Origin of the sequence: Acidihalobacter aeolianus, assembly GCF_001753165.1 — a bacterium.
GTDB lineage: Bacteria > Pseudomonadota > Gammaproteobacteria > DSM-5130 > Acidihalobacteraceae > Acidihalobacter > Acidihalobacter aeolianus.
Map to the genome: position 1 here is coordinate 2,348,650 of NZ_CP017448.1, position 22,044 is coordinate 2,370,693.

A 22,044-nucleotide genomic window follows, 5' to 3' on the forward strand; every position below is an offset into this window, starting at 1 on the left:
CGACGGCTGATCGGCGCATGAAAGACACAAGAATCGCCATCGTCGGCTATTCCACGCGGTTGCCGCAGACCAGCGACGCACGTTTCTGGGCGGACCTGCTGGCCGAACGCAGCCTGATCACCCAGGTCGCGGCGGACCGCTGGGCGCATGGCGCGTACCATCACCCCGAACGCGGCCACCCGGGCACCTCGGTGACCTTCTCGGCGGGTTCGCTCGGCGACGTGTCCGGTTTCGACGCCGGCTTTTTCCGCATCTCGCCGCGCGAGGCGGCGGCGATGGACCCGCAGCAGCGGCTGCTGCTGGAGATGAGCTGGGAAGCGCTGAGCCACGCGGGCCTGAAACCCGCAGAGCTGCGCAGCCGGCGCTGCGGGGTGTTCATCGGTCTGGCCAGCACGGACTACGCCTATCGCGTGGCCGACGACCTTGCCGTGATCGGCCCGAACTCGGCCACCGGCTCGACCGCGAGCATCGCCGCCAACCGGCTGTCCTACTTCTACGACTGGCGCGGACCGAGTCTGGTGGTGGACACCGCCTGTTCGTCCGGGCTCGTCGCCTTCCATCAGGCCTGCCGCTCGCTGCTGGCGGGCGAGAGCGACGTGGCGGTGACCGGCGCGATCAGCCTGCACCTGCATCCCTACGGCTTCGTGATCTTCTCCAAGGCGTCGATGCTGTCGGCCTCGGGCAAGAGTCGGCCGTTCCAGGCCGGCGCGGACGGCTACGTGCGCTCCGAGGGCGGCGGCGTGTTCGTGCTCAAGCCCTATGAGACGGCTCGACGCGACGGCGACCGTATCCTCGCCGTGGTCGCACGCTCCGGGATCAACGCCGACGGCTACAAGTCCGGCCTGACCGTGCCGCGCGTGGACGCGCAGGCGGCGCTGCTGCGCGAGATCTACGAGGCCGCCGGCATCGACCCGAACGAGGTGGATTACCTGGAGGCGCACGGCACCGGCACGGCGGTCGGCGACCCCATCGAGGTGGAGGCCATCGGCCAGGCGCTGGGGCAGGCACGGCGCGAAGGCCATCCGCTGCCCATCGGTTCGGTGAAGAGCAATCTCGGGCACTTGGAGACCGCCTCCGCCGTGCCGGGCCTGCTCAAGGCGATCCACGCGCTGCGCGAACGCGCCGTACCGCCGACCATCGGCATCGCCGAACTCAACCCCCGCCTGCCGCTGGATCGCTACGGACTGGAGGTGGTGACGCGCACCCGACCGCTGCGCAGCCGCGGTCAGCTCACCATCGGGGTGAATTCCTTCGGCTTCGGCGGCGCGAACGCACATGTGATCCTGCAGAGCCCGCCAGCGCAGCGCCGCCGCGTGCGCAGCGCGCCGCCGGCCGAGCCGGCCACGGCGCAACGGCCGCTGATGCTCACTGCGGCCTCGCCAAGCGCCCTGCGCCAGTTCGCACGCGACCTGCATGGGGCCATCGCGGCGCAGAAACCGGCGCAGTGGGAGGCGAGCCTCTATCAACTCAATTTCCGCCGCGAGTGGCTCGCCCAGCGCGCGCTGCTGTGGGTATCCAGCCGCGGCGACCTGCTGGACAAGCTCGACGCCTTCGCCGAACGCGGCGTGCACGCGCAAACCGGCGAATCGCTGGCCGATTGGCGTACACCGGACAGCACACCCGGCGGGCCGGTGTGGGTGTTCTCGGGCAACGGCTGCCAGTGGGAAGGGATGGGGCGAGAACTGCTCGACGACCCGACCTTCGCCGCCAGCGTGGACGAGATCGACGCGACCTTCGCGCCGCTGGCCGGCTACCGCCTGCGCGACGATCTGCTGGGCCTGCTCGGCGAGCACCGCTATGCGCTGACCCAGTTCGCCCAACCGGCCCTGTTCGCGCTCCAGGTCGGGCAGGCGGCGATGCTGCGCGCGCACGGCTTCGAACCCACGGCGGTGATCGGTCACAGCGTGGGCGAGGTGGCCGCGGCCTGGGCCTGCGGCGCGCTGTCTCTGGCCGACGCGACGCGCGTGGTGTTCTATCGCAGCCACGAGCAGGAACGCGCGCGCGGCTTGGGTCAGATGACGGCCGTGGCGGCGGCGGCAGAGGATGCCGCCGAATGGATCGCCGAACTGCGTCTGGACGCACAGCTCTGCGTCGCCGCGCACAACAGCCCGCGTGGCTGTACGGTGGCCGGCGACACCGAGGCGCTGACCCGGCTGGAAACCTTTCTGCGCGGACGCGGCGTGGCGTGCAAACGCCTGCCGCTGGACTACCCGTTCCACGGCCCGCACATGGACGCGCTGCGCGAGCCCCTGCAGGCGCACCTCGCGGCAATCGAACCGCGCGCGAGCACGATTCCGTTCTTCTCCACGGTGACCGGCGAGATGCTTTCCGGCGAGCAGCTGGACGCCGACTACTGGTGGCACAACGTGCGGGCGCCGGTGAGCTTCACGGCGGCCTTCGCCGCCTCCGCCGAATACGGCAGCCTGTTCGTCGAACTGGGCGGCCACCCGGTGCTGCGCAGTTACATGCAGGACATCCTGGCACACCACGGCCGCAGCGGGCGACCGATCGAAACCCTGCGCCGCGACCAGTCCGCGCAGCGCGAGGCCCTGCGTGCAGCGGCCGGCGAGCTGTGGATCGCCGGGCTGCCGGCGCAGTGGGAGCGGCACTATCCGCAGGCGCTGCCTTTCGTCGACCTGCCTCACTACCCCTGGGAACACGAACGCCACTGGCACGAGATCAGCGCCGAATCCGCCGGTCTGCTGCACCGTCACCCGGCGCACCCTCTGCTCGGCCACCCGGTTGCCGGACATCCGGGCGCCTGGGAGCAGCGCGTGGACACCGCGAGCTTCCCGTGGCTGGCCGACCATTGCGTGGGCGACGGCGCGATCTTCCCTGGTGCGGGCTACGTCGAACTGATGCTTGCCGCGGCCACCCAGGACCCTGAACGCGATCCCGCCACGGGACTGCGCGTGGAGGGTCTCGAAATTCTCGCCCCGCTGCTGCTGGAGGAGAACGCTGCCAAGATCGTGCGCACGCGGCTCTCCGACGAGGGCAGCGTGGAAGTCCAGGCACGCCCGCTGCTTGGCGATGCGTGGACGCTGCATGCGCGGGGTCGCATCAGCGAGTACACGGGGCCGGGCGACGCGCCGCATGCCCCGCCGGAGGGCGGCGGCGACGGCTTCGACTTCGCCGCCGAGCAGCATTACGCCATCGCCGACGCCGCCGGCCTGCACTACGGCCCGGCCTTCCGCACGGTGGCCTCGGGGCGCTGTGACGGTGACCGCCTGTGGGCGAAGCTGACGACCTCCGAAGCGCTGCCCGTACAAGGCTTCTGCGTGCAGCCCGCCCTGCTCGACGGCGCGTTCCAGCTCTTTATCGACCGTCTGGTGCTGGACGGCACCGCCGAACGCGGCTGGGGTTTCGTCCCGGTGCGCGTGGAACGCCTCACCTGGCATGCCGGGACGGGTACGCCAGTGGCCGCGAGCGCCCGCCTGCTGCGGCGTTCGCCGCAATCCTTCCTTGCCGAGGTGCAGCTGCTCGATGCCGAGGGCCGCGTCTGCGCCAGTTGTAGCGGCGTACGCATGCGCCGCCTGCGCCTGCAGCGACACGACACCGAACGGGTGCGCAGTTTCGCGACCCTGCTGCAGCCCCTGCCGCGTCCCGAGGCGCCGGCTGCGTTCGCGGCCGACGATCTGATCCGCCATGCCGGACCGGCACTGACCGACAACGAGGCCTGCCGCCTGTACGCCGAGGAATACGCCCCGCTGCTGGCCGCGTATCTGGAAGACCTGGGCGGCAACGTCGAGAGCGGCATGGACGCGGTGGATGCCGACGCGCTGTGGCAGACCCTGCTGCAGGATTACCCGGAATTCCTCGACTGGACGCTGGCCGCGGGGCGCCGCCGACTGGCCGCACAGGGGCTCGGCGAAGCCGCCGGCAACGCGGGCGACATGCTCGCCGGCGGCTATCGCCGTCTGCTTGCCCTGCCCGTGCGCAGCCTGAGCGGCGCGCTGGCGACTGCCGTGCTTGAACGCCTCGCGGTGCTGCCCGGCAGCGGACGCCTCGATGTGCTGGAACTGGCCGAGGGGCAGCCCGAACTGCTGCCCCGGCTCGCCGGGCACGTCGATGCTGCAGGGCCTCACCTCGGCCTGCAGCATGCCGACCCCGCGCCGGTGGAGCCTTGCAGCGGGTGCGGTTGGTCCACCTTCGACCTCGCCCGCCCGCCGGCACATCTCCCACCGCTCGACCTCGTGTGGATACGCCAGGATCTGCGCGACACGGAGGCGCGCCGCGGCGCATTCGCCTTCGCCGCCGAGCGCTTGCGTCCCGGCGGCTGGCTGCTGGTTTCCGGCCTCGAACCCGAATTCTGGTGGCACGAGCTGGGCATTCCCGCAGTCAGCGCGAGCCTCGACGAGTGCCTGGCCGAGCTGACCGCGCTCGACCTCGAAATCGGCGAGACGCAACGCCTCGACGCGGGCGGGCACTGGCTCGCCCTGGCCCGGCGGGGAACCGCCGTGGCCGACCAGCCCAGCGCTGCCGACTGGCTGCTGACGGGCACCGGCGGTAACCTCGCGCCCCTGGCCGCCGCCCTGCGCGAGCGCCAGCAGGCGGTGCACATGCCGAAATCCGCCCCCCCGACACGCGGCGGCGAGGCGCTAGATGCGGTGCGCTGGCAGCATGCCAGCCGCAACCTCCTGTTCCACGTTCCCGCCCAGCCGGGCCCGGCTGCGGGAGAGCAACCCGCGCAAGGCCTGCTCGCGACCTGCGAGGCGCTGCGCCGCACCGGTCTGTGGGCCCTGCGCCAGCACCCTGCGCCACACCTGACGCTGCTGCTGCCCGGCGCGCTGGCCGATGGCGACGCGGGCAGCGCTCTGCTCGCCCGCGGCGTGGCCGCCTTTGCGCGCACGCTGCAGAACGAATGGCCCGACCTCGAACTGCGCATCCTCGACGCCGACCCGGCCGCGGAAAGCGTGCGGAACGCGCTGCTCGACGAACTGCTGCACCCGGATGCCGAACGCGAAATCCTGATCGACGCGGCGGGAACCCGTCATGTGGCGCGGGTGGTCGAACGCAGACCGCAACCGGACATCGCGCAGCCCGACCCGGTGCATCGGCTGGATTTCTCCACCCCCGGACAACTGCGCCATCTGAGCTGGCGCGAACGGTCGGCCGCTGCGCCCGGGCCGGGCGAAGTCGAGGTGGCCGTCCGCGCCACCGGGCTGAACTTCCGCGACGTGATGTACACCCTCGGGCTGCTCAGCGACGAGGCGCTGGAGAACGGCTTCTCCGGGCCGACCCTGGGCCTGGAGTTTGCCGGCGTGCTCACCGCCGTCGGCGAAGGCGTCAGCGGCTGGTCGGTGGGCGACCGCGTGCTCGGTTTCGCCGCGGCCAGCTTCAGCGACCGTCTGGTCACCTCCGCGACGAGCATCGCGCCGCTGCCGGCGGACCTGAGCTTCGTGCAGGGTGCGACGGTTCCGACCGTGTTCTTCACCGCCTGGTATGCGCTGCACGAACAGGCCCGGCTGCGCGCCGGCGAACGCGTGCTGATCCACGGCGGCGCGGGCGGCGTCGGCATCGCCGCGATCCAGATCGCACAGCAGGCGGGCGCCGAGGTCCTGGCCACCGCAGGCAGCCCGGCCAAGCGCGATTTTCTGCGTCTCCTCGGCGTGCAGCACGTCTACGACTCGCGTTCGCTGGCATTCGCCGACGAGATCCTGCGCGATACCGACGGCGAGGGCGTCGACATCGTCCTCAACAGCCTGGCCGGCGAGGCGATGCGCCGCAGCCTGCACCTGCTCAAGCCCTTCGGCCGCTTTCTGGATCTGGGCAAGCGCGATTTCTACGCCGACACGCCGCTCGGCCTGCGCCCGATGCGCAACAATCTGAGCTACTTCGGCATCGATGCCGACCAGATGATGGCGGTGCGCCCGGCGCTGACCCAGGACATTTTCAAGGCCTGCCTCGCGGGTTTCGCGGACGGCTCGCTCTCGCCGCTGCCGGCCACGGTGTTCTCCACCCATGGCGTGGTGGACGCCTTCCGCCACATGCAGCACTCGCGGCAGATCGGCAAGATCGTGGTCGACATGGGTGGTCCGTTCCTGCCCAGAGCGGCCGACACGGCCCCTGCCCCGGCGCGCCTTGAACTCGACCGGGATGGGGTTTATCTGATCACCGGCGGGACCGCGGGCTTCGGCCTGCAGAGCGCGCTGCGCCTGGCCGAGCGCGGTGCCCGGCGACTGCTGCTGGCAAGCCGCTCCGGCAACCCGGACGAGGCCGGCGCGGCGACCCTGGAAGCCCTGCGCCAACAGGGCGTGGAACTGCGCTGCGTGCGCTGCGACATCGCAGACGGCGCGCAGGTGCATGCGCTGTTCGCCGAGGCCGCGGAGATGGGCACGCTGCGCGGCCTCGTGCACGCCGCCGCGGTGATCGACGATGCCCTTGCCGAAAACCTGGACGAGGCCCGTCTGCGCAGCGTGCTCGCGCCCAAGGTGGACGGCGCGTGGCACTTGCACCGCCTGAGCCGCGGCCAGGCGCTCGACTTCTTCGTGGTGTATTCCTCCATCGCCAACCTGCTCGGCAACGTCGGCCAGGCCGCGTATCTGGCCGCCAACGGCTGGATGGAGGCGCTGGTGCGCCTGCGCCGCGCCCAAGGCCTACCGGGTACCGCGGTGCAGTTCGGCCCGATCGCCGATGCCGGCTTCCTGACCCGCAACGAGCAGACCCGCTCCGCACTGGAAAAACGCATCGGCGGCGCCGCACTCTCGGCGACGGCCGCGCTCGACGCGCTGGAGGCAGCCCTGCTTGGCGACGAGCCGGTGGTGGCGGCCGCGGATCTGCACTGGGGCGCGATCCGGCGCTATCTGCCGCTCGCGGAAACCCCGCAGTATGCCGAACTCGACGCGCAGGACGCGGACCCGACCGGCGGCATCGACACCACGGATCTGCGCGCGCATTTGGCCGAGCTCGGCGAGGACGAGGCAGCCGATACGCTGGGCGGCTGGATCATCCACGAGGTCGCGCAGATCCTGCGTCTGGCCCCGGAAAAGATCGACCGCCAGAAGAAACTGACCGAGATGGGCTTCGACTCGCTGATGGGCATGGAGCTCGCATTGGCCCTGGAGGAGCGCCTGGGCTTCAAGGTGCCGACCTTCGTGCTCAGCGAGGAGCCGACCGTGCAGAAACTCGCGCAGCGCCTGCTGCGTGAGCTGCTGCAGGAGGAATCCGCACACGATACCGCGCGCGGGGATGAACGCCACCTTTCCGCCCTCGCCGAACAGCACGGCGTCGGCGCCGAGGAGTACAGTGCGGTGGTTGGATTCCGCGAGGGTTGAGGCGATGCGACGTATTTCCGGGCAGATCAAGGATCAATTGATCCAGAAGGCGTTGCAGCGGCGCATGCAGCAGATCGACGCGGCACCGTCCGCTGCCGCCGCAGCTGCATCCGCGAACGCGATACCCCCGGAGTTCTACGATTTCGCCCTGCAACCCGGCTACCAGCAGGTGCGCCTGATGCGCGAGGGCGGCCAGAAGCTCGGCGTCGACAGCCCCTTCTTCCTGGTGCATGAGGGTTCGGCTTCGGCACACAGCCGGATCGACGGGCACGAGGTGCTCAATTACGCGAGCTACAACTATCTGGATCTCGCCGCCCATCCGCGGGTACGCGAGGCAGCACAGGCGGCGATCGCCGCCTACGGCACCACGGTCTCGGCCAGCCGCATCGTGGCCGGCGAACGGCCGTTCCACCGCGAACTGGAACGCTCGCTGGCCGCACTCTATGAGGCCGACGATGCGCTGGCGATGGTCAGCGGACATGCCACCAACGTCAGCGCCATCGGCCATCTACTCGGCCCGCGCGACCTGATCCTGCACGACGAGTACGCGCACAACAGCATCGTGCTCGGCAGCACGCTGTCCGGCGCGCAGCGCGTGCCCTTCACGCACAACGATCTGGACGCGCTGGAGGCACTGCTGCGCGAGCGCCGGACGAAGGCCGAGCGCACGTTGATCGTGGTGGAGGGCATCTACAGCATGGACGGCGACTTCCCGGACCTGCCGCGCCTGCTGGAGATCAAGCAGCGCCATCATGCCTGGCTGATGGTGGACGAGGCGCACGGGCTGGGCGTGCTCGGCAGTACCGGGCACGGGCTCGCCGAGCACTTCTGCGTGGACCCGCGCGAGGTGGATATCTGGATGGGTACCTTGAGCAAGACCCTGTCGAGCTGCGGCGGCTTCATCGCCGGATCGCAGGCGCTGATCGACAATCTGCGCTTCCTCGCCCCGGGCTTTCTCTACAGCGTCGGCCTGGCGCCGCCGCTGGCCGCCGCGGCACAGGCCGCGCTCGAGGTAATGCGCGAGGAACCGGAACGCGTGGCGCGGCTACAGGCCGTGGGACACGAATTCGTCGCACGCGCCACGGCACTCAAACTCGATACCGGGACGAGCAGCGGGCACGCGGTGGTTCCGTGGATCGTGGGCGGTTCGCTGCATGCCGTGCGACTGTCCGCCCTGCTGCTGCAGGAGGGCGTCAACGTGCAGCCGATCCTCTATCCTGCCGTGCCGGAAAAACGCGCACGCCTGCGTTTCTTCATGAGCAGCGCGCACAGCGAAACCGATCTGGAACGGACCTTCGAGGCGATTTCACGCGTCCTCAAAACGCACCCGGGCTGAAATCCCTGCTGGCCCTGTCCCTACCCCCCCTGTTGTATCCAGGCTGACCGGCCGATGGGCCAGATTAACGAGGCCGCACGATCAGCGGCGGCGCTTGGCCTTGGGCTTTTCATCCCGGATTTTCAGGCTGTTGCCGTTGAAGTCCTTGCCGTCCAGGGCGGCCTTTGCCTCCCGCGCCTCATGGCCTTCCATGTCGATCAAGGCAAATCCACGGCATTTGCCCGAGAAGATGTCGCGAGGGAATTCAAGCTTGCGGACCTTGCCGTATTGGGCAAAGAGATCGGTCAAGGCGCTCTCGGTGGTTTCTGCGGGAATGTTGCCAACGAATAATGTTTTCATGCGATACCTCCGAATCGAACGCATGGATAGCGGTTGTTGCCGGGCACAAACGAAAACGGGCCGGAGCCCTGCATCCTTGTACGGATGCGGAACTCCGACCCGAACCCCTTATCCCGAAGCTCGGAAGCGACGCTGACGCGCGCCCCGAAGTTCGTCGATACGGATTTACTGTGCGACGACGTTGCTCGCCTGCGGACCCTTCGGCCCGGTCTCAACGTCGAAGCTGACGGCCTGACCTTCGGCCAGAGTCTTGAAGCCGGAACCCGAGATCGCGCTGAAGTGCACGAACACGTCCGGGCCGCCGTTGCTCTGGGAGATGAAGCCGAAGCCTTTCGACTCGTTGAACCACTTGACAGTACCTGTTGCCATTTAAATTACCTTTGACTCATTAGAACGATGGTGTGAGCGCACAGGACTTGTCAGGATGGATCAGGAGATTCGAAGACGATAGCTGCTGAAGGTGTCACTAACAGTATCTGACGCTTCCCGGACTATAGGCCTATTCGCCGCGAATAGCCAACAGTTTTGGGCTAGGAATCACTCCCTATCGGATTTGCCGCCCGGTCAAATCCTGTGGCAGATGCCGCATCGGGCGCCGCTTCACGCCCTGTTTCGCAGCGCGAGACCGAACCTGAAGGTGTGTCTGATGAGGCGCATTCCGAGGGATCTTCCGATGCCGCCTCGAAGGGGTTTCCCGCGCTCGAGAATGGGGGTGAATCCCGAAGGGAAATTAAAGGGGTTCAGCGCAGTATCCTGGCGGGAAAAGGTGGGCCTTTTTGATGGGAAAGTATTACCCATTTCCTTCGGCATATTGGGTCACTCCCCCCGTTAGGTATAGGAATAAAAGTCAATATATTGCAAAAGCAATAGCTATACCCGGTGAATTTTCAATTGATCTACTTTTCCCGCCCCCAAATTTCGGGCTTTTTCCAAGCGGGTTATACCCGACTAATGTATAGGTAGGTGAAAGATGATAACGCGACATTTTCCGCCAAAGGCGTTAGGGATTCCCTATCGGGTTGCGCTCGGTGTCTCGGCGGTGATTTTGTTGGGTGGGTGCGCCGCTCAGCGTCCGCCCGTCACGCCGGTTTCGCCTCAGCAGCAGGCGCTTGAGCGATCCATTGCGCAGATCAAGCAGGTGTCGGAAAGCCTGCGTACGGCCGATCGACCGTATAACGGTTTTCCGTTGCCTGGCCTGGGCGGGTCGCCGGTTTGCTCGGGGCTGAATCCTGACTCTCCGCTTGCTGAACGCATGTCGGTGCAGTGGTCTGGTCCTGCCGCAACATTGCTGTCTGGACTGGCGGCGCGTTGGGGGTGGTCCTTCTCGAATCGGTTGGGTGCGTTGCAGCCCGATCCTGACGTATCGATCTATGCGCGTCACAAGGCGGCGGCCGACATTTTGGCGGAGGTAGCCAGGCAGACGCCATCCGATATTGAGATTCGAGTGATGCCGGGCATGATTGTACTGGAGGGTCGATAGGATGCGTTACCGCAGAACTTTGCTGGCGGCGATGGTGATGAGTGTTATGCCATCGGTCATGGCTGCACAACAGCCTGATTTGCATCAGATTTTATCAATGTCGTCCAGTTCTGCCCAGGCAGAAGCCTCGGCTGGTTCTGCGGTTACGGGGGTGCGCGACAAGGCGGTGTATCAAGCGGCTGAGACCTATTCGGCACAGGTGGCTTACTGTCACCAAGCCAAGGTACTGATGGCTTTTACGAACAATGAGAAGGCTCAGCTTGATGCGGCTTATGATTTTGCCAGTCTGTTATTGGATGGTGGACGGGTATTGCCGCCGGTGATCGAGCAGGACGATGCCTCTTATCGCCAACAGGGGAATGACATGGCCGTGACGGCGCAGACCACCTGGCACATCCTGCGTCAGGCACGCATTGTCTCCACGGCGCCCAACTGGCGGAATTACTTGTATCTCGTCTGCACGCCGCCGCTCAAGCCGAATCCTGTCCTGTTGCCGGGTGGCGCGGGCGGTAGCTCTGGCGCGAGCAGCGCGTCCAGCGGGTCGTTTGGCGTGGGTTCATCCGGGGATTCAGGTGAACCCCGGTTTTCATCCGATGAGGCAGCCTGGCGGGCCGGCGCCAAGATGGGTTGGAAGCTCGGGATCGAGCAGGCCGACGAAGCCTTTGATTTGGGGCTGCATCGGCTGACGCGGGACTATGCCGGCATGCCGCGTTTCTGGTGGCTGGATCATCGGGGCGTGGTATCGACGCCGATCCTGGCCAAAGGCGAGGTGGGTGTGAAGGTGGACGGTCGAACGCTCAGCGTAGGCGAGACGGTCTTTCGCCTGACGGCGGGCGCGAACTGGCGCAAGGCTTCATCGTGGCGTCCGGTGATTCAGGGTAGTGACGAATAATCACGAGGTCGGTCCAGCTTCGCATGCGAGTCGCATGCGAATGGGTATCGACTCGCATGCGAAATCGTTTGGGTGGGGAGTTAATGGGTATTCGAGGTTGAATCTTATGACTAATTGCATGCGATTCGCGTGCAATTAGCTGTCAATTCGCATGCGAAATGGTGTCTGATTGAATGGAATCGCCGGTTTCCCTGTATCCAGCCGAGCCGCCCGTTGGGGGGTGGGGGGACCTGGATGTGTTTGATGAATTCCTGCGTTGGTCGGTGTCGCACGGCGCGTCCGATATCAAGATCACGCCGACCGATCCGATTTCGTTGTCGATCTCGGGGGCGTGGTGGGCAGTGACTCGGCGCGCGCTCAAAAGTTTCATACGGCATGAGTTTCGGCTATGCCGCACACAGCAAACCCTGAGCCATGAGGTAAAGTCCAGGTATGACTGTCAGAAGGGTAAAACCAGATTTTAACGTATCCGCTCAACCTTCATCGCCCAGGTCAGGCACGACTATTGGCATCAAATCATGCATACGATCAGATAAGACCATGCGGTCGTGTTCGTGCTTGGATACGAGTCTTCCTCATGGGTTTCGGTAGCGAGTTGATACCAACTCGCTACCGATTCGAGCAGCCGACAGTATTTACCCACATGATCAAGTGGGTAAATAGTGAGGTTTATTTCGGCTTACCGCCCATGTCGATCGGCTTGCCCTGCGACAGCGAGGTCAGATAGGCGACCATGCTGCTCATGGCCATGCTGCCCGGGGCCGGCGGCTTGCCCTTGAGGCCGCGGGCGATGCAGCCGCGGATCTGGTCTTCGAGGGTGATGACCTTGTGCGCGCGCGGGTTGTAGCGCGGGAAGATCGCTGCGGCGTTGGCCAGGCTGGGGAAACGGTGGCCATGCACGATGGTCGGACCCATGCCCGCTGCGCGGTGGCAGGTCTCGCACGTTGCACCGTCACCGCCGAAGGTATCGTGAATGAACATGTGCTTGCCGTGATTGATGGCTTCCTGCAGAGGGCCGGGAGCCGCGTTTGCGCTCGCCATGGCGCCGAATCCTGCGATTGCAAGGCCTAGCGCGAGGGCTTTCAGGCGCTTGACGTTTCCTTGTGCTGCTGACACTCGGGACATGCCACTCTCTCCTTATGATGGTTGGATAGGTTCGGGACGGCCGCAGGGCGACATCCGCGAATCCAATAGGATGTGACCGCCGTGGCGTGGGTTCGTTCCCTAGGGCCTGTTCACACGATGCAGTGGAGCGCTGTTGTGACTGAAAAACCGCCCATCAAGGCGCGAGGAGCGCAGTTTGGTGACGCCAAATCAGTGACGAGCAACACAGAGCGGCAGTTTTTCAGCCGCAACCCGCAGGGCCGGGCCGCTTTCCGCATCTCGCGGTGTTGCCGCTCGCTCATGTGGCCGGCCACACCGCGCTCGCGGCGCCTGCCGAGCCGCGTAAAGTGGCTCCGGCAGCACACCACCCCATAGTGTGAACAGGCCCTGGACGCGCATCAGTCGTGACCGCGCAACTGACGGATACGCCGGCGCGCATGCTTGTCCGGCCGCTGTGCGGGTGCGACCGCCCCGGCTCGCTCGAAACGCCTTTCCTGCGCACGTGTTTCCCGAGCCTGCCGCGCAGCTTCGTTTTCGGCGTAGAGGGCCTGCGCTGCCGTTGCCGGACCACGCCGCTCGCTGAGTTGTACGATCTCGACTTCGTAGCGATCCTCGCCGCGCAGGATCGCCAGGCGATCGCCCGGCTTGACCCCGCGCGACGGCTTTACGCGCGCCCCGTTGAGATGTACCTTGCCCCCGTTCACGGCGGCGGCCGCCAGTGTACGCGTCTTGAAGAAGCGCGCAGCCCACAGCCATTTATCGATCCTGACCGATTCTCCCGACGGCGACTGCATCAGCGACTGCCTCCTTTGCTCATCTGCAACCCCATCCAACGGAGACGCCCATGGCCCTTGAACTGATCAGCTTCAAGCTTTGCCCCTTCGTGCAGCGCAGCGTCGTCACGCTGCTGCACAAGCAGGTGCCCTTCGACATCACCTATATCGACCTCGCCAGCCCGCCCGACTGGTTTCTCAAGATCTCGCCCTTCGGCAAGGTGCCGGCACTGCGCCTGGACGACGGCAGCGCGCTGTTCGAATCCGCGATCATCAACGAGTACATCGACGACATCACGCCGCCGCACCTGAACCCGGAGGACCCGCTGGTCCGGGCGCGCAACCGCAGCTGGATCCAGTTCGGCGAGCAGTGCATCGGCGATCAGTATCATCTCACAGTGGCCAAGGACGAAGAGGCCTTCGAGACGGTGCGCGCCCGCGCCGAAGGCAACCTGGACAAGGTGGAGGCGATTCTCGGCGAGGGGCCCTACTTCAACGGCGAGCGCTTCTCGCTGGTCGACGCCGCCTATGCGCCGATCTTCATGCGCTATGCACTGATCAAGCCGATGGACGATGTGATGCCGGAATCCCGCTATCCGCGACTGAACGCGTGGGCACGCACGCTACTGGCCCTGCCTGAGGTGCAACGCTCGGTGGTGGACGAGTTCCCGACCCTGTTCGCCGAGTATGTGCGCAAGAACAGCGCTTACGCCGCCGAACGGCTGATCGCCGCCTGAGCATTGGTCAGCGCAGCCACTCGACGATGCGTTCCTCAATGTCGTCGACCTCGCGCTCGCTCACGCAGCGACCGCGAACGGAGATGCCGGCACGGTGCACCGCCTCGCGGTCGCCGCACTCGAGGTGGTGCCACTCCGGCAATGTCTGACCGGCGGCGAGCAGCCGGTAGGCACAGGTCGCCGGCAGCCAGTCGAAATTTTGCAGGTCGCGCAGGGTAAGCTCGATGCAGTCAGGGACTACTCGGCGGCGGTGTGTGTAATCGCGGCACTGGCAGGCCTGGGCATCGAGCAGATGGCAGGCGACGTCGGTGAAGAAGAGTTCGCCGGTGTCCTCGTCCTGCAGCTTGTGCAGGCAGCAGCGGCCGCAGCCGTCGCACACCGCCTCCCATTCCTCCGCGGTCATCTGCGCCAGCGGAATGCGGCGCCAAAACTCGACTCTCAAGCTCATCCCCTCTTCGCGTAGTCGCCCGCCATGCCTTCGATGCGCGCACGCACGGCAGGGAATGCCGAGGGCGCGACATAGTGCAGCATCGCCCGACCGTCCGAGTGCCGCAACAGCGCCAGCCCCCGGTCGGGATAGAGCCAGTAGGTCTGGCCGTCCGCCACCTCGATCCGGGTTGCCGGCTTGCCGAAGGATTTCAACGCCAGATCCACATCGTATCGCACGCGCGGTACATAGGTGATGCCGACGATAGGCAGTCCCAGCGCTTCGTGTACGGTCTGCTCGGTCAGCTCCATGCGCCAGGCACCGGTGACGGTCGGCTGCCGGGCGATGGCAGAGGCTGCAAAAGCGCGCAGAGTGCCTGCCGAGGCATCGAGTGTCACTTCTAGGCGGGCCTCGAACATACCGAGGGTGAGCGTGCCGTAGTATGCCTCGAGACTCAGGTGCCCATTGGATGATTCGAACAGCGCGACACGCGGCACACTGTGCAGACGCTGGTCGAGTTCGCGTGCCGTGGTCCGTCCCAACGTCACACCGAACACCCGCGACGCACCCTCCGGAAGACGCTCGACCTGCCAGGGCAGGTCCGTAACCTCAGTCGGTTTGCCGTGCCCAAACCAGCTTGCCGCACCCAGCAGCAGGACCAGCACCAACAACACCCAGAGCAGGCTGTTGCGCAACATCAAGATCCCCCCATTTGGACCCAGTTTAGCATCCGCCGTAGCCGGAACCGGCTGATATACTGCCGCCCATCCCAAGCATTCTGGAGACCCGTGAAGATGCTCCCCGACTATCGACCGGATACCTCGCTGTGCGAGCGCTTCGCGGATTTCCGCGAGCGCGGCTACTGGGTGTTCTACGCACCCAATACCAGCGAAGGCGAGGAAGCGCGTGCCTATGGCGTGCTGTTCGACATCCTGCGCAAGAAGACCGCGATCATGATGATCTCGCCCGCCGACTCCGAGCGCTACGAGCCGGTTTATCGCGACGCGCTCAAATACAGCCTGCCGACAATCCGGCATACGCGCCTGTTCACTTCGAAGGTGCCCAAGAACAACCGCATCTATTTCATCGAGGACCCTGAGCCGGTGTCCGATTTTTACGCCTGCGCCGATGTGGTGCTGCTCGGCGGCACGCTGACTGCTGAAGCGACCTCCGAGCCCGATCTCGTCACGCCGATTCTCGCCGGTAAACCGGTGATCGCCGGCCCTGGCGGTCAGCGCAACCCGGATGTCGCGGCCGCCGCCGCGGCCGGCGTGATCCGCCGCACCGATACGGTCGAGGAAATGGCCGACGCCCTGCGTGCACTGCAGGACGATCCGGAAGCGACCCGGAAGCTCTGTGCCGATGCGCGCGCCTGGCTCGAGGCCCGCACGGACAAGTCCGCATGAACGAACGCGCCGAAGATCCGCAGGACGCACTGGACGCGCTCCATGCGCAGTGCCGTTCGCTGATTCTCGCGACGCTCGACGAGAACGGGTGCCCGCACGCCAGCCCCGCTCCCTTCGTGCGCGATGCCGGCGGCGACTACCACGTATTCGTCAGCGGACTGGCCGCACACACGCGCCATCTGGCCTCCGGTCGACCGGTGTCGGTGCTGCTGGTGCGCGACGAAGCGGACAGTCCGCAGATCTTCGCCCGCGCCCGGCTCAGCCAGGTCTGCGAGGTGACCGAAACCGAGGTGCACGCGCCCGCGGGCAGCGCCCTGCTGGCGGCCTTCGCGGAACGCTTCGGCAACGTGATCGAGGTGCTGCGCAGCCTGCCGGATTTTCGCCTGTTCCGCCTGCACCCGCTGGATGGCGGACGCCTGGTGACCGGTTTCGGCCGCGCCTACGATCTCGTCGGCGGGGAGATCCGCCCGGTGGGCCCGCCGTCCGCCGGCGACGCCGCTCAGGACTGACGCGCGCGGAACTCGCGCAACCAGCGTTCGGCCGCTTCGCCCGCGCGCAGGCGATCTTCCGCACCCAGTTCGCGCGCCACCCGCTCGCGGTAGCGGGCCGCATTCGCCGCGCCCAACTCGGCCGCGATGGCGAACCACTTGAAGGCGTCGACGTCGCTGCGCGTCACTCCTTCGCCCATCGCGAAACAACGCCCGAGATTGCTCGCCGCATGCGCCTCGCCCGCCTCGGCCGCGCGGTAATACCAGCGCGCCGCCTGGTCCGCGTCCCGCGGCAGTCCCTCGCCGGTGTCGTACTTGAGGCCGAGCTGGAACTGCGCCTGCGGATTGCCCGCCTCCGCGGCGACCCAGAACCAGTGTGCCGCCTGCTGCGGATCGCGCTCGACGCCGTCGCCTCCGTCGAGCATCAGCGCGAGGTTGAGCGCAGCATCCGCAAAGCCCTGCGCGGCGGCTGCGCGATAATAGGCGGCGGCCAGCGGCTTGTCCGCGGCGACGCCTTCGCCCTGATCGTAGATCACCCCGAGGTTGTATTGCGCACGCACGTCGCCCTGATCGGCCAGCATGCGCCACAGGCGCAGCGCGCCCTCGCGGTCGCCGCGCAGGTAGAGGTCGAGCGCCGTGTTGAAATCCGTCATACTGTCGTATTGATGCGTGATTGATGGATTGTGAGTGAGTAAAAGCCAAACCCCGATGCCGGCCATGCATCTGTGCGACATCACCATGTTCTATGCGCCCGAAAGCGGTGGCGTGCGCCGGTATCTCGATGCCAAGCGGCAATGGCTGGCGCATCATACGCTGGCCCGCCACAGCCTGCTGGCCCCCGGCACGCGCCTGGCCCAGGACACGCCGGGCACCTTCACCGTGCCGGCACCGCCGCTGCCCTTCTCCAACGGCTACCGCTTCCCGCTGCGCCGCGGCCCCTGGGTGCGCAAGCTGGTGGAGCTGTCGCCCGACCTGATCGAAGCGGGCGATCCCTACCGTCTGGCCGGTGCGGCGCTGACCGCCGGGGAGCGACTGGGCGTGCCTGTGATCGGATTCTACCATTCCGACCTCCCGCGCCTGCTGGCCAAACGCCTGGGACCGCGCACCCTGCCCATCACGCAGGCCTATGTCCGCCGCCTCTACCGGCGCTTCGATCATGTGCTCACGCCCAGTCGCACGATGCTCGAACACCTGCAGGAACTGGGCGTCGAGCGGGTTTCGGTACAGCCCCTCGGAGTCGATGCGGTGGGTTTCCACCCCCGTCATCGCGACCCGCACCTACGGCGCCAGCTCGGCATCGGCGCACACACGCACCTGCTGATCTTCGCCGGACGCTACGCCCGCGAAAAGAATCTGGAACAACTGGTCGAGGCGTTCAAGCGGCTCGGCCCCCACTACCATCTGCTGCTGGTCGGGCCGGACATGCCCTTCCCTTCCAACGGCAACGTGAGCTGTTTCTCGCACTTCTTCTCTGCCCAGGAACTGGCTCGCATGCTCGCTTCCGCGGACGCGCTGGTACACGCCGGCGACAACGAGACCTTCGGTCTGATCGTGCTCGAGGCGATGGCCAGCGGCATCCCGGCCGTCGGCGTCGATGCCGGCGCCATTCCCGAGCTGATCAATCCGGCGGTAGGCGCGCTCGCGCGCAGCAGCGCACCAGCGCATCTGGCGGAGGCGGTGGAACACCTGTTCACTCAGGACGTCGCGGCGATGGGCCGCGAGGCACGACGGCAGGTCGAGGCCCACTGGACGTGGGATCGCGCCTTCACTCAGCTTTTCCAAACCTACTGCCGGCTGCTGGGCGCCGGCAGCCCCGAGCAGGAGACCGGCCGCCGTGCCAGCGCCTGAAACGAACCGCGCACCGCGTGCCGTCAGCGTGGTGCTGCACGATGTCGCCCCCGCCACCTGGCCGGCCTGTGCTTCGCTGCTCAAGACCATCGACGCCTGCGGTGAGGTGCCCGTCACCCTACTGGTGGTTCCCGACTATCACCACCGCGGCGCCATCACCGCCGACGCGGGCTTCCGCCGCGCGATCGAGGAACGCCTGCAGCGCGGCGACGAACTCGCCGTGCACGGCTTCCACCACCTCGATGACAGCGCAGCGCCGCCGAGTGGGCCGCTACAGTGGCTGACGCGCCGCATCTATACCGCCTCGGAGGGCGAGTTCGCCGCCCTGGAAGAGGATGCCGCAGAGGCACTGCTGCAGCGAGGGCTGGCCGAATTCGACGCCCTGGGCTGGCCGGTGCAGGGCTTCGTGGCACCCGCCTGGCTGATGAGCGAGGGCACCCGTGCGGCACTGGGACGCACGCGTCTGTGCTACACCTCGACCCGTACCCATCTCTATCGTCTGCCCGACTGGCAGGTGACCGGCCACCCGAGCCTGGTGTGGAGTGTCCGCTCCGCCTGGCGCCGCGCCGCCTCGCGGGTGGTGAACGAGGTGCAGCACCGCCGTCTGCGGGCCGCCCCACTGCTGCGGCTCGGCCTGCATCCGGCCGATGCCGCCCACCCACAGGCGGTGGACTACTGGCGCAGGACCCTGGCCCACTCACTGAACGACGACCGTACGCCGATGACCAAGGCCGCCTGGCTCGCGGCTGGCGCATGAAACGCGCGATACTGATCGGACTCGCCCTGCTGCTGAGCCTTGCCATCCCGTTAAGCTACGGGGGTTTTGGCGTGATCATGCAGTTGCCGGAGGTGGCTCACTGGCTGATACCGACCATCCTAGCCATGGTTTTCGTCGGCTGGCTGTTCAACGCCGCCCGTCTGCGCCTGCTGGTTTCGGGTGTGGACGGTCACTTGAGCCGACGGCAGGCATTGGCCACCGTAATCTCCACGGAATTCGCCGGTGCGGCCTCCCCTGCCGGCGTCGGCGGGCCATTGACCTACGTCTATCTGCTGCATCAGCAACGTGTAAAGCCAGGACATGGCGCCGCGCTGTACGCCGTGGACCACATCATGGACCTGGTGTTCTTTTCGACCGCGATGCCGCTCGCACTGGCAGTCTTCACCATCGATCGACACCTGGACCACCCGCTCTGGCTGCTCGGCCTGCTGATCGGCCTGCTGGGCTGCGGACTCGGCTTCATCTGGCTGGTGCTGCGCCGCTACCGCACAGTTTTACGTGCGTTCGGCCCGCTATTGCGGCGCCTGCGTGTGAGCATGAGCCGACGCCGGCGCCTGGCGCGCGGCGTACTTCAGTTCCGCCATGCGGTGAAGCTGCTGCTGGGCATGCCCAAGCATCGGCTGGTGACGCTGTATGCCTACTGCATGGCGCACTGGTTGCTCCGCTACAGCATCCTGCCGGTAGTGCTTTATGCCCTGCATCATCCGGTGCCGTGGTCTTATCTGTTCGTGGTGCAGGGTATGTTGCTGTTTGCCGGCCAGCTCAGCTTCCTTCCGGGTGGCACGGGCAGTGTCGAACTCGGCTTTTCCGCTCTGCTCGCTGCCTGGCTGTCGGCGGACAAGCTAGCCTTGGCGCTCATTCTCTGGCGCTTCGCCACCTTCTACTGGTACCTGCTGGCCGGGGCGCCGGTGTTTGCGGCCACCGCCGGTGCCGCCACCGGCAGGCTACTGGTTGCTCGCCGCCACCGGCACCACGAGTCGACGAGCTGAAGCGTCGTCAGAGCGACTCGATCCAGGCCTCCAGCCTCTCCGCCTCGCGGGCCATGAACACAGGATCGGCATACACACTGCCCAGCAGTGTGATGCCCTGGCAGACTGCGAGCATGTGCATCGCCATGGCCTCCGGGTCAGCGACCTCCAGGCGTGACATCTGCGCGACCAGCCACTCGCGCAACACCTCGAACAGCGCAATCGCCTCCGCCTGCAGTTTGCGCTGAGTTTTGCTCAGATCCTGGGTCAGCGATCCCACTGGACAGCCATAGCGCAGCACTTCACCACGATTGTCGAGCATGACCTGCACGAAGCAGCGCAATGCCTCACGAGGTTCCGTGGCCGGATCTGACCATGCCTCCAACTGCTCGCTCAGGCGCGATCTGCGGCTGGCGATAACTGCGGAAAGGATATCGTCCTTACTCTTGAAGTAGTAATAGAAATTGCCGCGCGAGAGATCCGCTGCCTGTGCGATGTCACTGAATGAGGTCTGGTTATAGCCCTGGTGATAGAACAGCTCATCGGCTGCTTCCACGATACGCTGACGATTGAGATCACCCTTCGATCCCATAAATGAATGCTTCTTGTCGCTGAGTTCGCATCAAGTATAACGCTTCGCCCGGCGTCCGCGGACGCGGACACCGGGCGAAGCCGCCAAGTTTGCCGCAACACCAGCGGCCGTCGATAGCCTGCGTTGCGATATATCATCGCAGCCAGCAGCGAGCGGCGCGCTTACGCAGAGGAGTAAGATGACCCGATGTTCCAAGCGACACACGGGGCAGCTGCTGTGACTGAATGCGTCTCCAAAACGCCACTCATGACCGATCTGTATCAGCTGACCATGATGCAGACCTATCTTGCGCGCGGCATGACCGAGCGTGCCGTGTTCGAATTTTTCGTCCGCAGCCTGCCTGCAGAGCGCAGATTTCTGCTGTCCGCCGGACTCGAACAGGTGGTCGAGTTTCTCGCCTCGCTGCATTTCGAGGATGACGAACTCACCTGGCTTGAACGCGAGGGACATGCCGACAGCCGCCTGATCGACTACCTTGCACAAGTCCACTTTACCGGCGACATCGACGCCATGCCGGAAGGCACCGTGTTCTTTCCCGACGAGCCGATCCTGCGCATCACCGCGCCCCTGCCGCTGGCGCAACTGGTCGAGAGTCGTGTCCTCAGCCTGCTCCATTTTGCGACCCTGATCGCATCCAAGGCGGCACGCGTGCGACTGGCGGCGGAGGATCGTCTGCTGGTCGACTTCGGCATGCGCCGCGCGCACGGCAGCGAGGCCGGCGTACTCGCCGCCCGTTCGGCCTATCTCGCGGGGTTCGACGGCACTGCCACAGTGTTGGCCGGCAAGTCGTTCGGCATCCCCCTGTTCGGCACCATGGCGCATTCCTTCGTCATCGCGCACGAACGCGAGATGGATGCGTTCGAAACCTACGCCAGGAATCATCCGGACAATACCGTGCTGCTGATCGACAGCTACGACACGCTGGAAGGCGCGCGCAAGGCCGTGAGGCTCGCCGAACGCCTGCGCGGCAGCGGAATTCGCATCCGCGGCGTGCGCCTGGACAGCGGCGACCTGGCCACGCTCTCGCGCGGCGTGCGCGACATACTCGATGCCGGAGGACTCGGCGACGCAACCGTCTTCGCCAGCGGCAACCTCGACGAACATGCGATCCGTGCCCTGCTCGCGAAAGGTGCCCCTATCGACGGTTTCGGCGTCGGCACGCGCATGGACGTTTCCGCCGATGCGCCCTATCTGGATTGCGCCTATAAGCTGCAGGAATACGCGGGACAGGCGCGGCGCAAACGCGCGGAGGGCAAGACGACCTGGCCCGGACGCAAGCAGGTCTACCGGCACTATTCGGCTGACGGCCGCATGGCGGGCGACTGCCTGACTCTTGAGGACGACCCGCAGCAGGGCGAGCCGCTGCTCCGGCCGGTGATGCGCGAGGGTCGGTTGCTCGCGCCACTGCCCACGCTGGCGGACGCACGCGAGCATACCCAGGCACAGCTCGAGCGGCTAACGCAGACCCTGCGTGAACTGACGCCAGGGCCATCGGATTACCCGGTAGACATCTCGCCGGCGCTCAGCGAGCTTGTGCGTACGCTGGATTCGGCAGCCTGATAGCCGTCCAGGGCCTGTTCCCCGGCCGACCGGGGAACAGGC

The 22,044-nt window shown here is 66.3% G+C and carries 19 protein-coding genes; 11 read left to right on the forward strand and 8 right to left on the reverse strand.

All coding sequences use genetic code 11. From position 1 onward, the window contains the following. The first annotated feature begins 17 nt into the window (after window positions 1-17). Together BJI67_RS10770 and BJI67_RS10775 are read left to right on the forward strand one after the other, a co-directional pair. On the forward strand, window positions 18-7,274 hold the full coding sequence (locus tag BJI67_RS10770) for a type I polyketide synthase (RefSeq protein ID WP_070073025.1): 7,257 nt from the start codon (window positions 18-20) through the stop codon (window positions 7,272-7,274). Window positions 7,275-7,278: 4 nt separating this feature from the next. Then, window positions 7,279-8,610, forward strand: a complete 1,332-nt coding sequence (locus BJI67_RS10775) for an aminotransferase class I/II-fold pyridoxal phosphate-dependent enzyme (RefSeq protein ID WP_070073026.1) — start codon at window positions 7,279-7,281, stop codon at window positions 8,608-8,610. Window positions 8,611-8,691: 81 nt separating this feature from the next. On the opposite strand, the gene BJI67_RS10780 is transcribed toward BJI67_RS10775, so the two are convergent. After that, window positions 8,692-8,949: an RNA recognition motif domain-containing protein gene (locus BJI67_RS10780; RefSeq protein ID WP_070073027.1), complete on the reverse strand. Its 258-nt coding sequence runs from the start codon at window positions 8,947-8,949 to the stop codon at window positions 8,692-8,694. A gap of 165 nt (window positions 8,950-9,114) precedes the next feature. Next, window positions 9,115-9,318: a cold-shock protein gene (locus BJI67_RS10785; RefSeq protein ID WP_070073028.1), complete on the reverse strand. Its 204-nt coding sequence runs from the start codon at window positions 9,316-9,318 to the stop codon at window positions 9,115-9,117. 601 nt (window positions 9,319-9,919) lie between these two features. Between BJI67_RS10785 and BJI67_RS16960 the strand changes: the two genes are divergently transcribed. Continuing rightward, window positions 9,920-10,429 (forward strand): DotD/TraH family lipoprotein, encoded by a 510-nt coding sequence (locus tag BJI67_RS16960; protein WP_083250821.1) that lies wholly within the window; start codon window positions 9,920-9,922, stop codon window positions 10,427-10,429. 1 nt (window position 10,430) lies between these two features. Then, window positions 10,431-11,321, forward strand: a complete 891-nt coding sequence (locus BJI67_RS10795; RefSeq protein ID WP_156782117.1) for a type IV secretory system conjugative DNA transfer family protein — start codon at window positions 10,431-10,433, stop codon at window positions 11,319-11,321. Window positions 11,322-11,990: 669 nt separating this feature from the next. Here BJI67_RS10795 and BJI67_RS10805 read toward each other — a convergent pair. Further along, a complete protein-coding gene (locus tag BJI67_RS10805; RefSeq protein ID WP_156782118.1) occupies window positions 11,991-12,446 on the reverse strand; it encodes a c-type cytochrome in 456 nt (151 codons plus the stop codon). Window positions 12,447-12,823: 377 nt separating this feature from the next. Beyond that, window positions 12,824-13,219 carry an RNA-binding S4 domain-containing protein gene (locus tag BJI67_RS10810; protein WP_070073033.1) on the reverse strand — a complete coding sequence of 132 codons (396 nt, stop codon included), beginning with the start codon at window positions 13,217-13,219 and terminating at the stop codon, window positions 12,824-12,826. Between the two features lie 50 nt (window positions 13,220-13,269). Here BJI67_RS10810 and BJI67_RS10815 point away from each other — a divergent pair, with 50 nt between their 5' ends. After that, window positions 13,270-13,935: a glutathione S-transferase family protein gene (locus BJI67_RS10815; protein WP_070073034.1), complete on the forward strand. Its 666-nt coding sequence runs from the start codon at window positions 13,270-13,272 to the stop codon at window positions 13,933-13,935. A gap of 7 nt (window positions 13,936-13,942) precedes the next feature. On the opposite strand, the gene BJI67_RS10820 is transcribed toward BJI67_RS10815, so the two are convergent. Beyond that, a complete protein-coding gene (locus BJI67_RS10820) occupies window positions 13,943-14,383 on the reverse strand; it encodes a YcgN family cysteine cluster protein (protein ID WP_070073035.1) in 441 nt (146 codons plus the stop codon). Continuing rightward, window positions 14,380-15,060, reverse strand: coding sequence for a hypothetical protein (locus BJI67_RS10825; RefSeq protein ID WP_083250822.1), 681 nt, complete (start codon window positions 15,058-15,060; stop codon window positions 14,380-14,382). The genes BJI67_RS10820 and BJI67_RS10825 overlap by 4 nt, the downstream gene beginning before the upstream one ends. A gap of 96 nt (window positions 15,061-15,156) precedes the next feature. On the opposite strand from BJI67_RS10825, the gene BJI67_RS10830 reads away from it, so the two are divergent. Both BJI67_RS10830 and BJI67_RS10835 read left to right on the forward strand, forming a co-directional pair. Further along, the gene (locus BJI67_RS10830; RefSeq protein WP_070073036.1) at window positions 15,157-15,768 is read left to right on the forward strand and encodes a glycosyltransferase family protein; all 612 of its coding nucleotides are present in this window, start codon (window positions 15,157-15,159) and stop codon (window positions 15,766-15,768) included. Continuing rightward, the gene (locus BJI67_RS10835) at window positions 15,765-16,277 is read left to right on the forward strand and encodes a HugZ family pyridoxamine 5'-phosphate oxidase (protein ID WP_070073037.1); all 513 of its coding nucleotides are present in this window, start codon (window positions 15,765-15,767) and stop codon (window positions 16,275-16,277) included. The genes BJI67_RS10830 and BJI67_RS10835 overlap by 4 nt, the downstream gene beginning before the upstream one ends. Here BJI67_RS10835 and BJI67_RS10840 read toward each other — a convergent pair. Continuing rightward, entirely contained in the window at window positions 16,268-16,909 is a 642-nt protein-coding gene (locus BJI67_RS10840; protein WP_070073038.1) for a tetratricopeptide repeat protein, read from the reverse strand. The genes BJI67_RS10835 and BJI67_RS10840 overlap by 10 nt on opposite strands. Window positions 16,910-16,943: 34 nt before the next feature. Between BJI67_RS10840 and BJI67_RS10845 the strand changes: the two genes are divergently transcribed. From BJI67_RS10845 to BJI67_RS10855, 3 genes are read left to right on the forward strand one after another with little or no spacing between them, the layout of a single operon-like run. After that, window positions 16,944-18,104: a glycosyltransferase family 4 protein gene (locus tag BJI67_RS10845; RefSeq protein ID WP_156782119.1), complete on the forward strand. Its 1,161-nt coding sequence runs from the start codon at window positions 16,944-16,946 to the stop codon at window positions 18,102-18,104. Continuing rightward, the gene (locus BJI67_RS10850) at window positions 18,091-18,861 is read left to right on the forward strand and encodes a DUF2334 domain-containing protein (RefSeq protein WP_070073040.1); all 771 of its coding nucleotides are present in this window, start codon (window positions 18,091-18,093) and stop codon (window positions 18,859-18,861) included. The genes BJI67_RS10845 and BJI67_RS10850 overlap by 14 nt, the downstream gene beginning before the upstream one ends. Continuing rightward, on the forward strand, window positions 18,858-19,871 hold the full coding sequence (locus BJI67_RS10855; RefSeq protein WP_070073041.1) for a lysylphosphatidylglycerol synthase transmembrane domain-containing protein: 1,014 nt from the start codon (window positions 18,858-18,860) through the stop codon (window positions 19,869-19,871). Before BJI67_RS10850 ends, BJI67_RS10855 begins: the two co-directional genes overlap by 4 nt. A gap of 7 nt (window positions 19,872-19,878) precedes the next feature. On the opposite strand, the gene BJI67_RS10860 is transcribed toward BJI67_RS10855, so the two are convergent. After that, window positions 19,879-20,442, reverse strand: coding sequence for a TetR/AcrR family transcriptional regulator (locus BJI67_RS10860; protein ID WP_070073042.1), 564 nt, complete (start codon window positions 20,440-20,442; stop codon window positions 19,879-19,881). A 186-nt stretch (window positions 20,443-20,628) separates the two neighbouring features. Here BJI67_RS10860 and BJI67_RS10865 point away from each other — a divergent pair, with 186 nt between their 5' ends. Beyond that, window positions 20,629-22,002: a nicotinate phosphoribosyltransferase gene (locus tag BJI67_RS10865; protein ID WP_070073043.1), complete on the forward strand. Its 1,374-nt coding sequence runs from the start codon at window positions 20,629-20,631 to the stop codon at window positions 22,000-22,002. The last annotated feature ends 42 nt before the right edge of the window (window positions 22,003-22,044 follow it).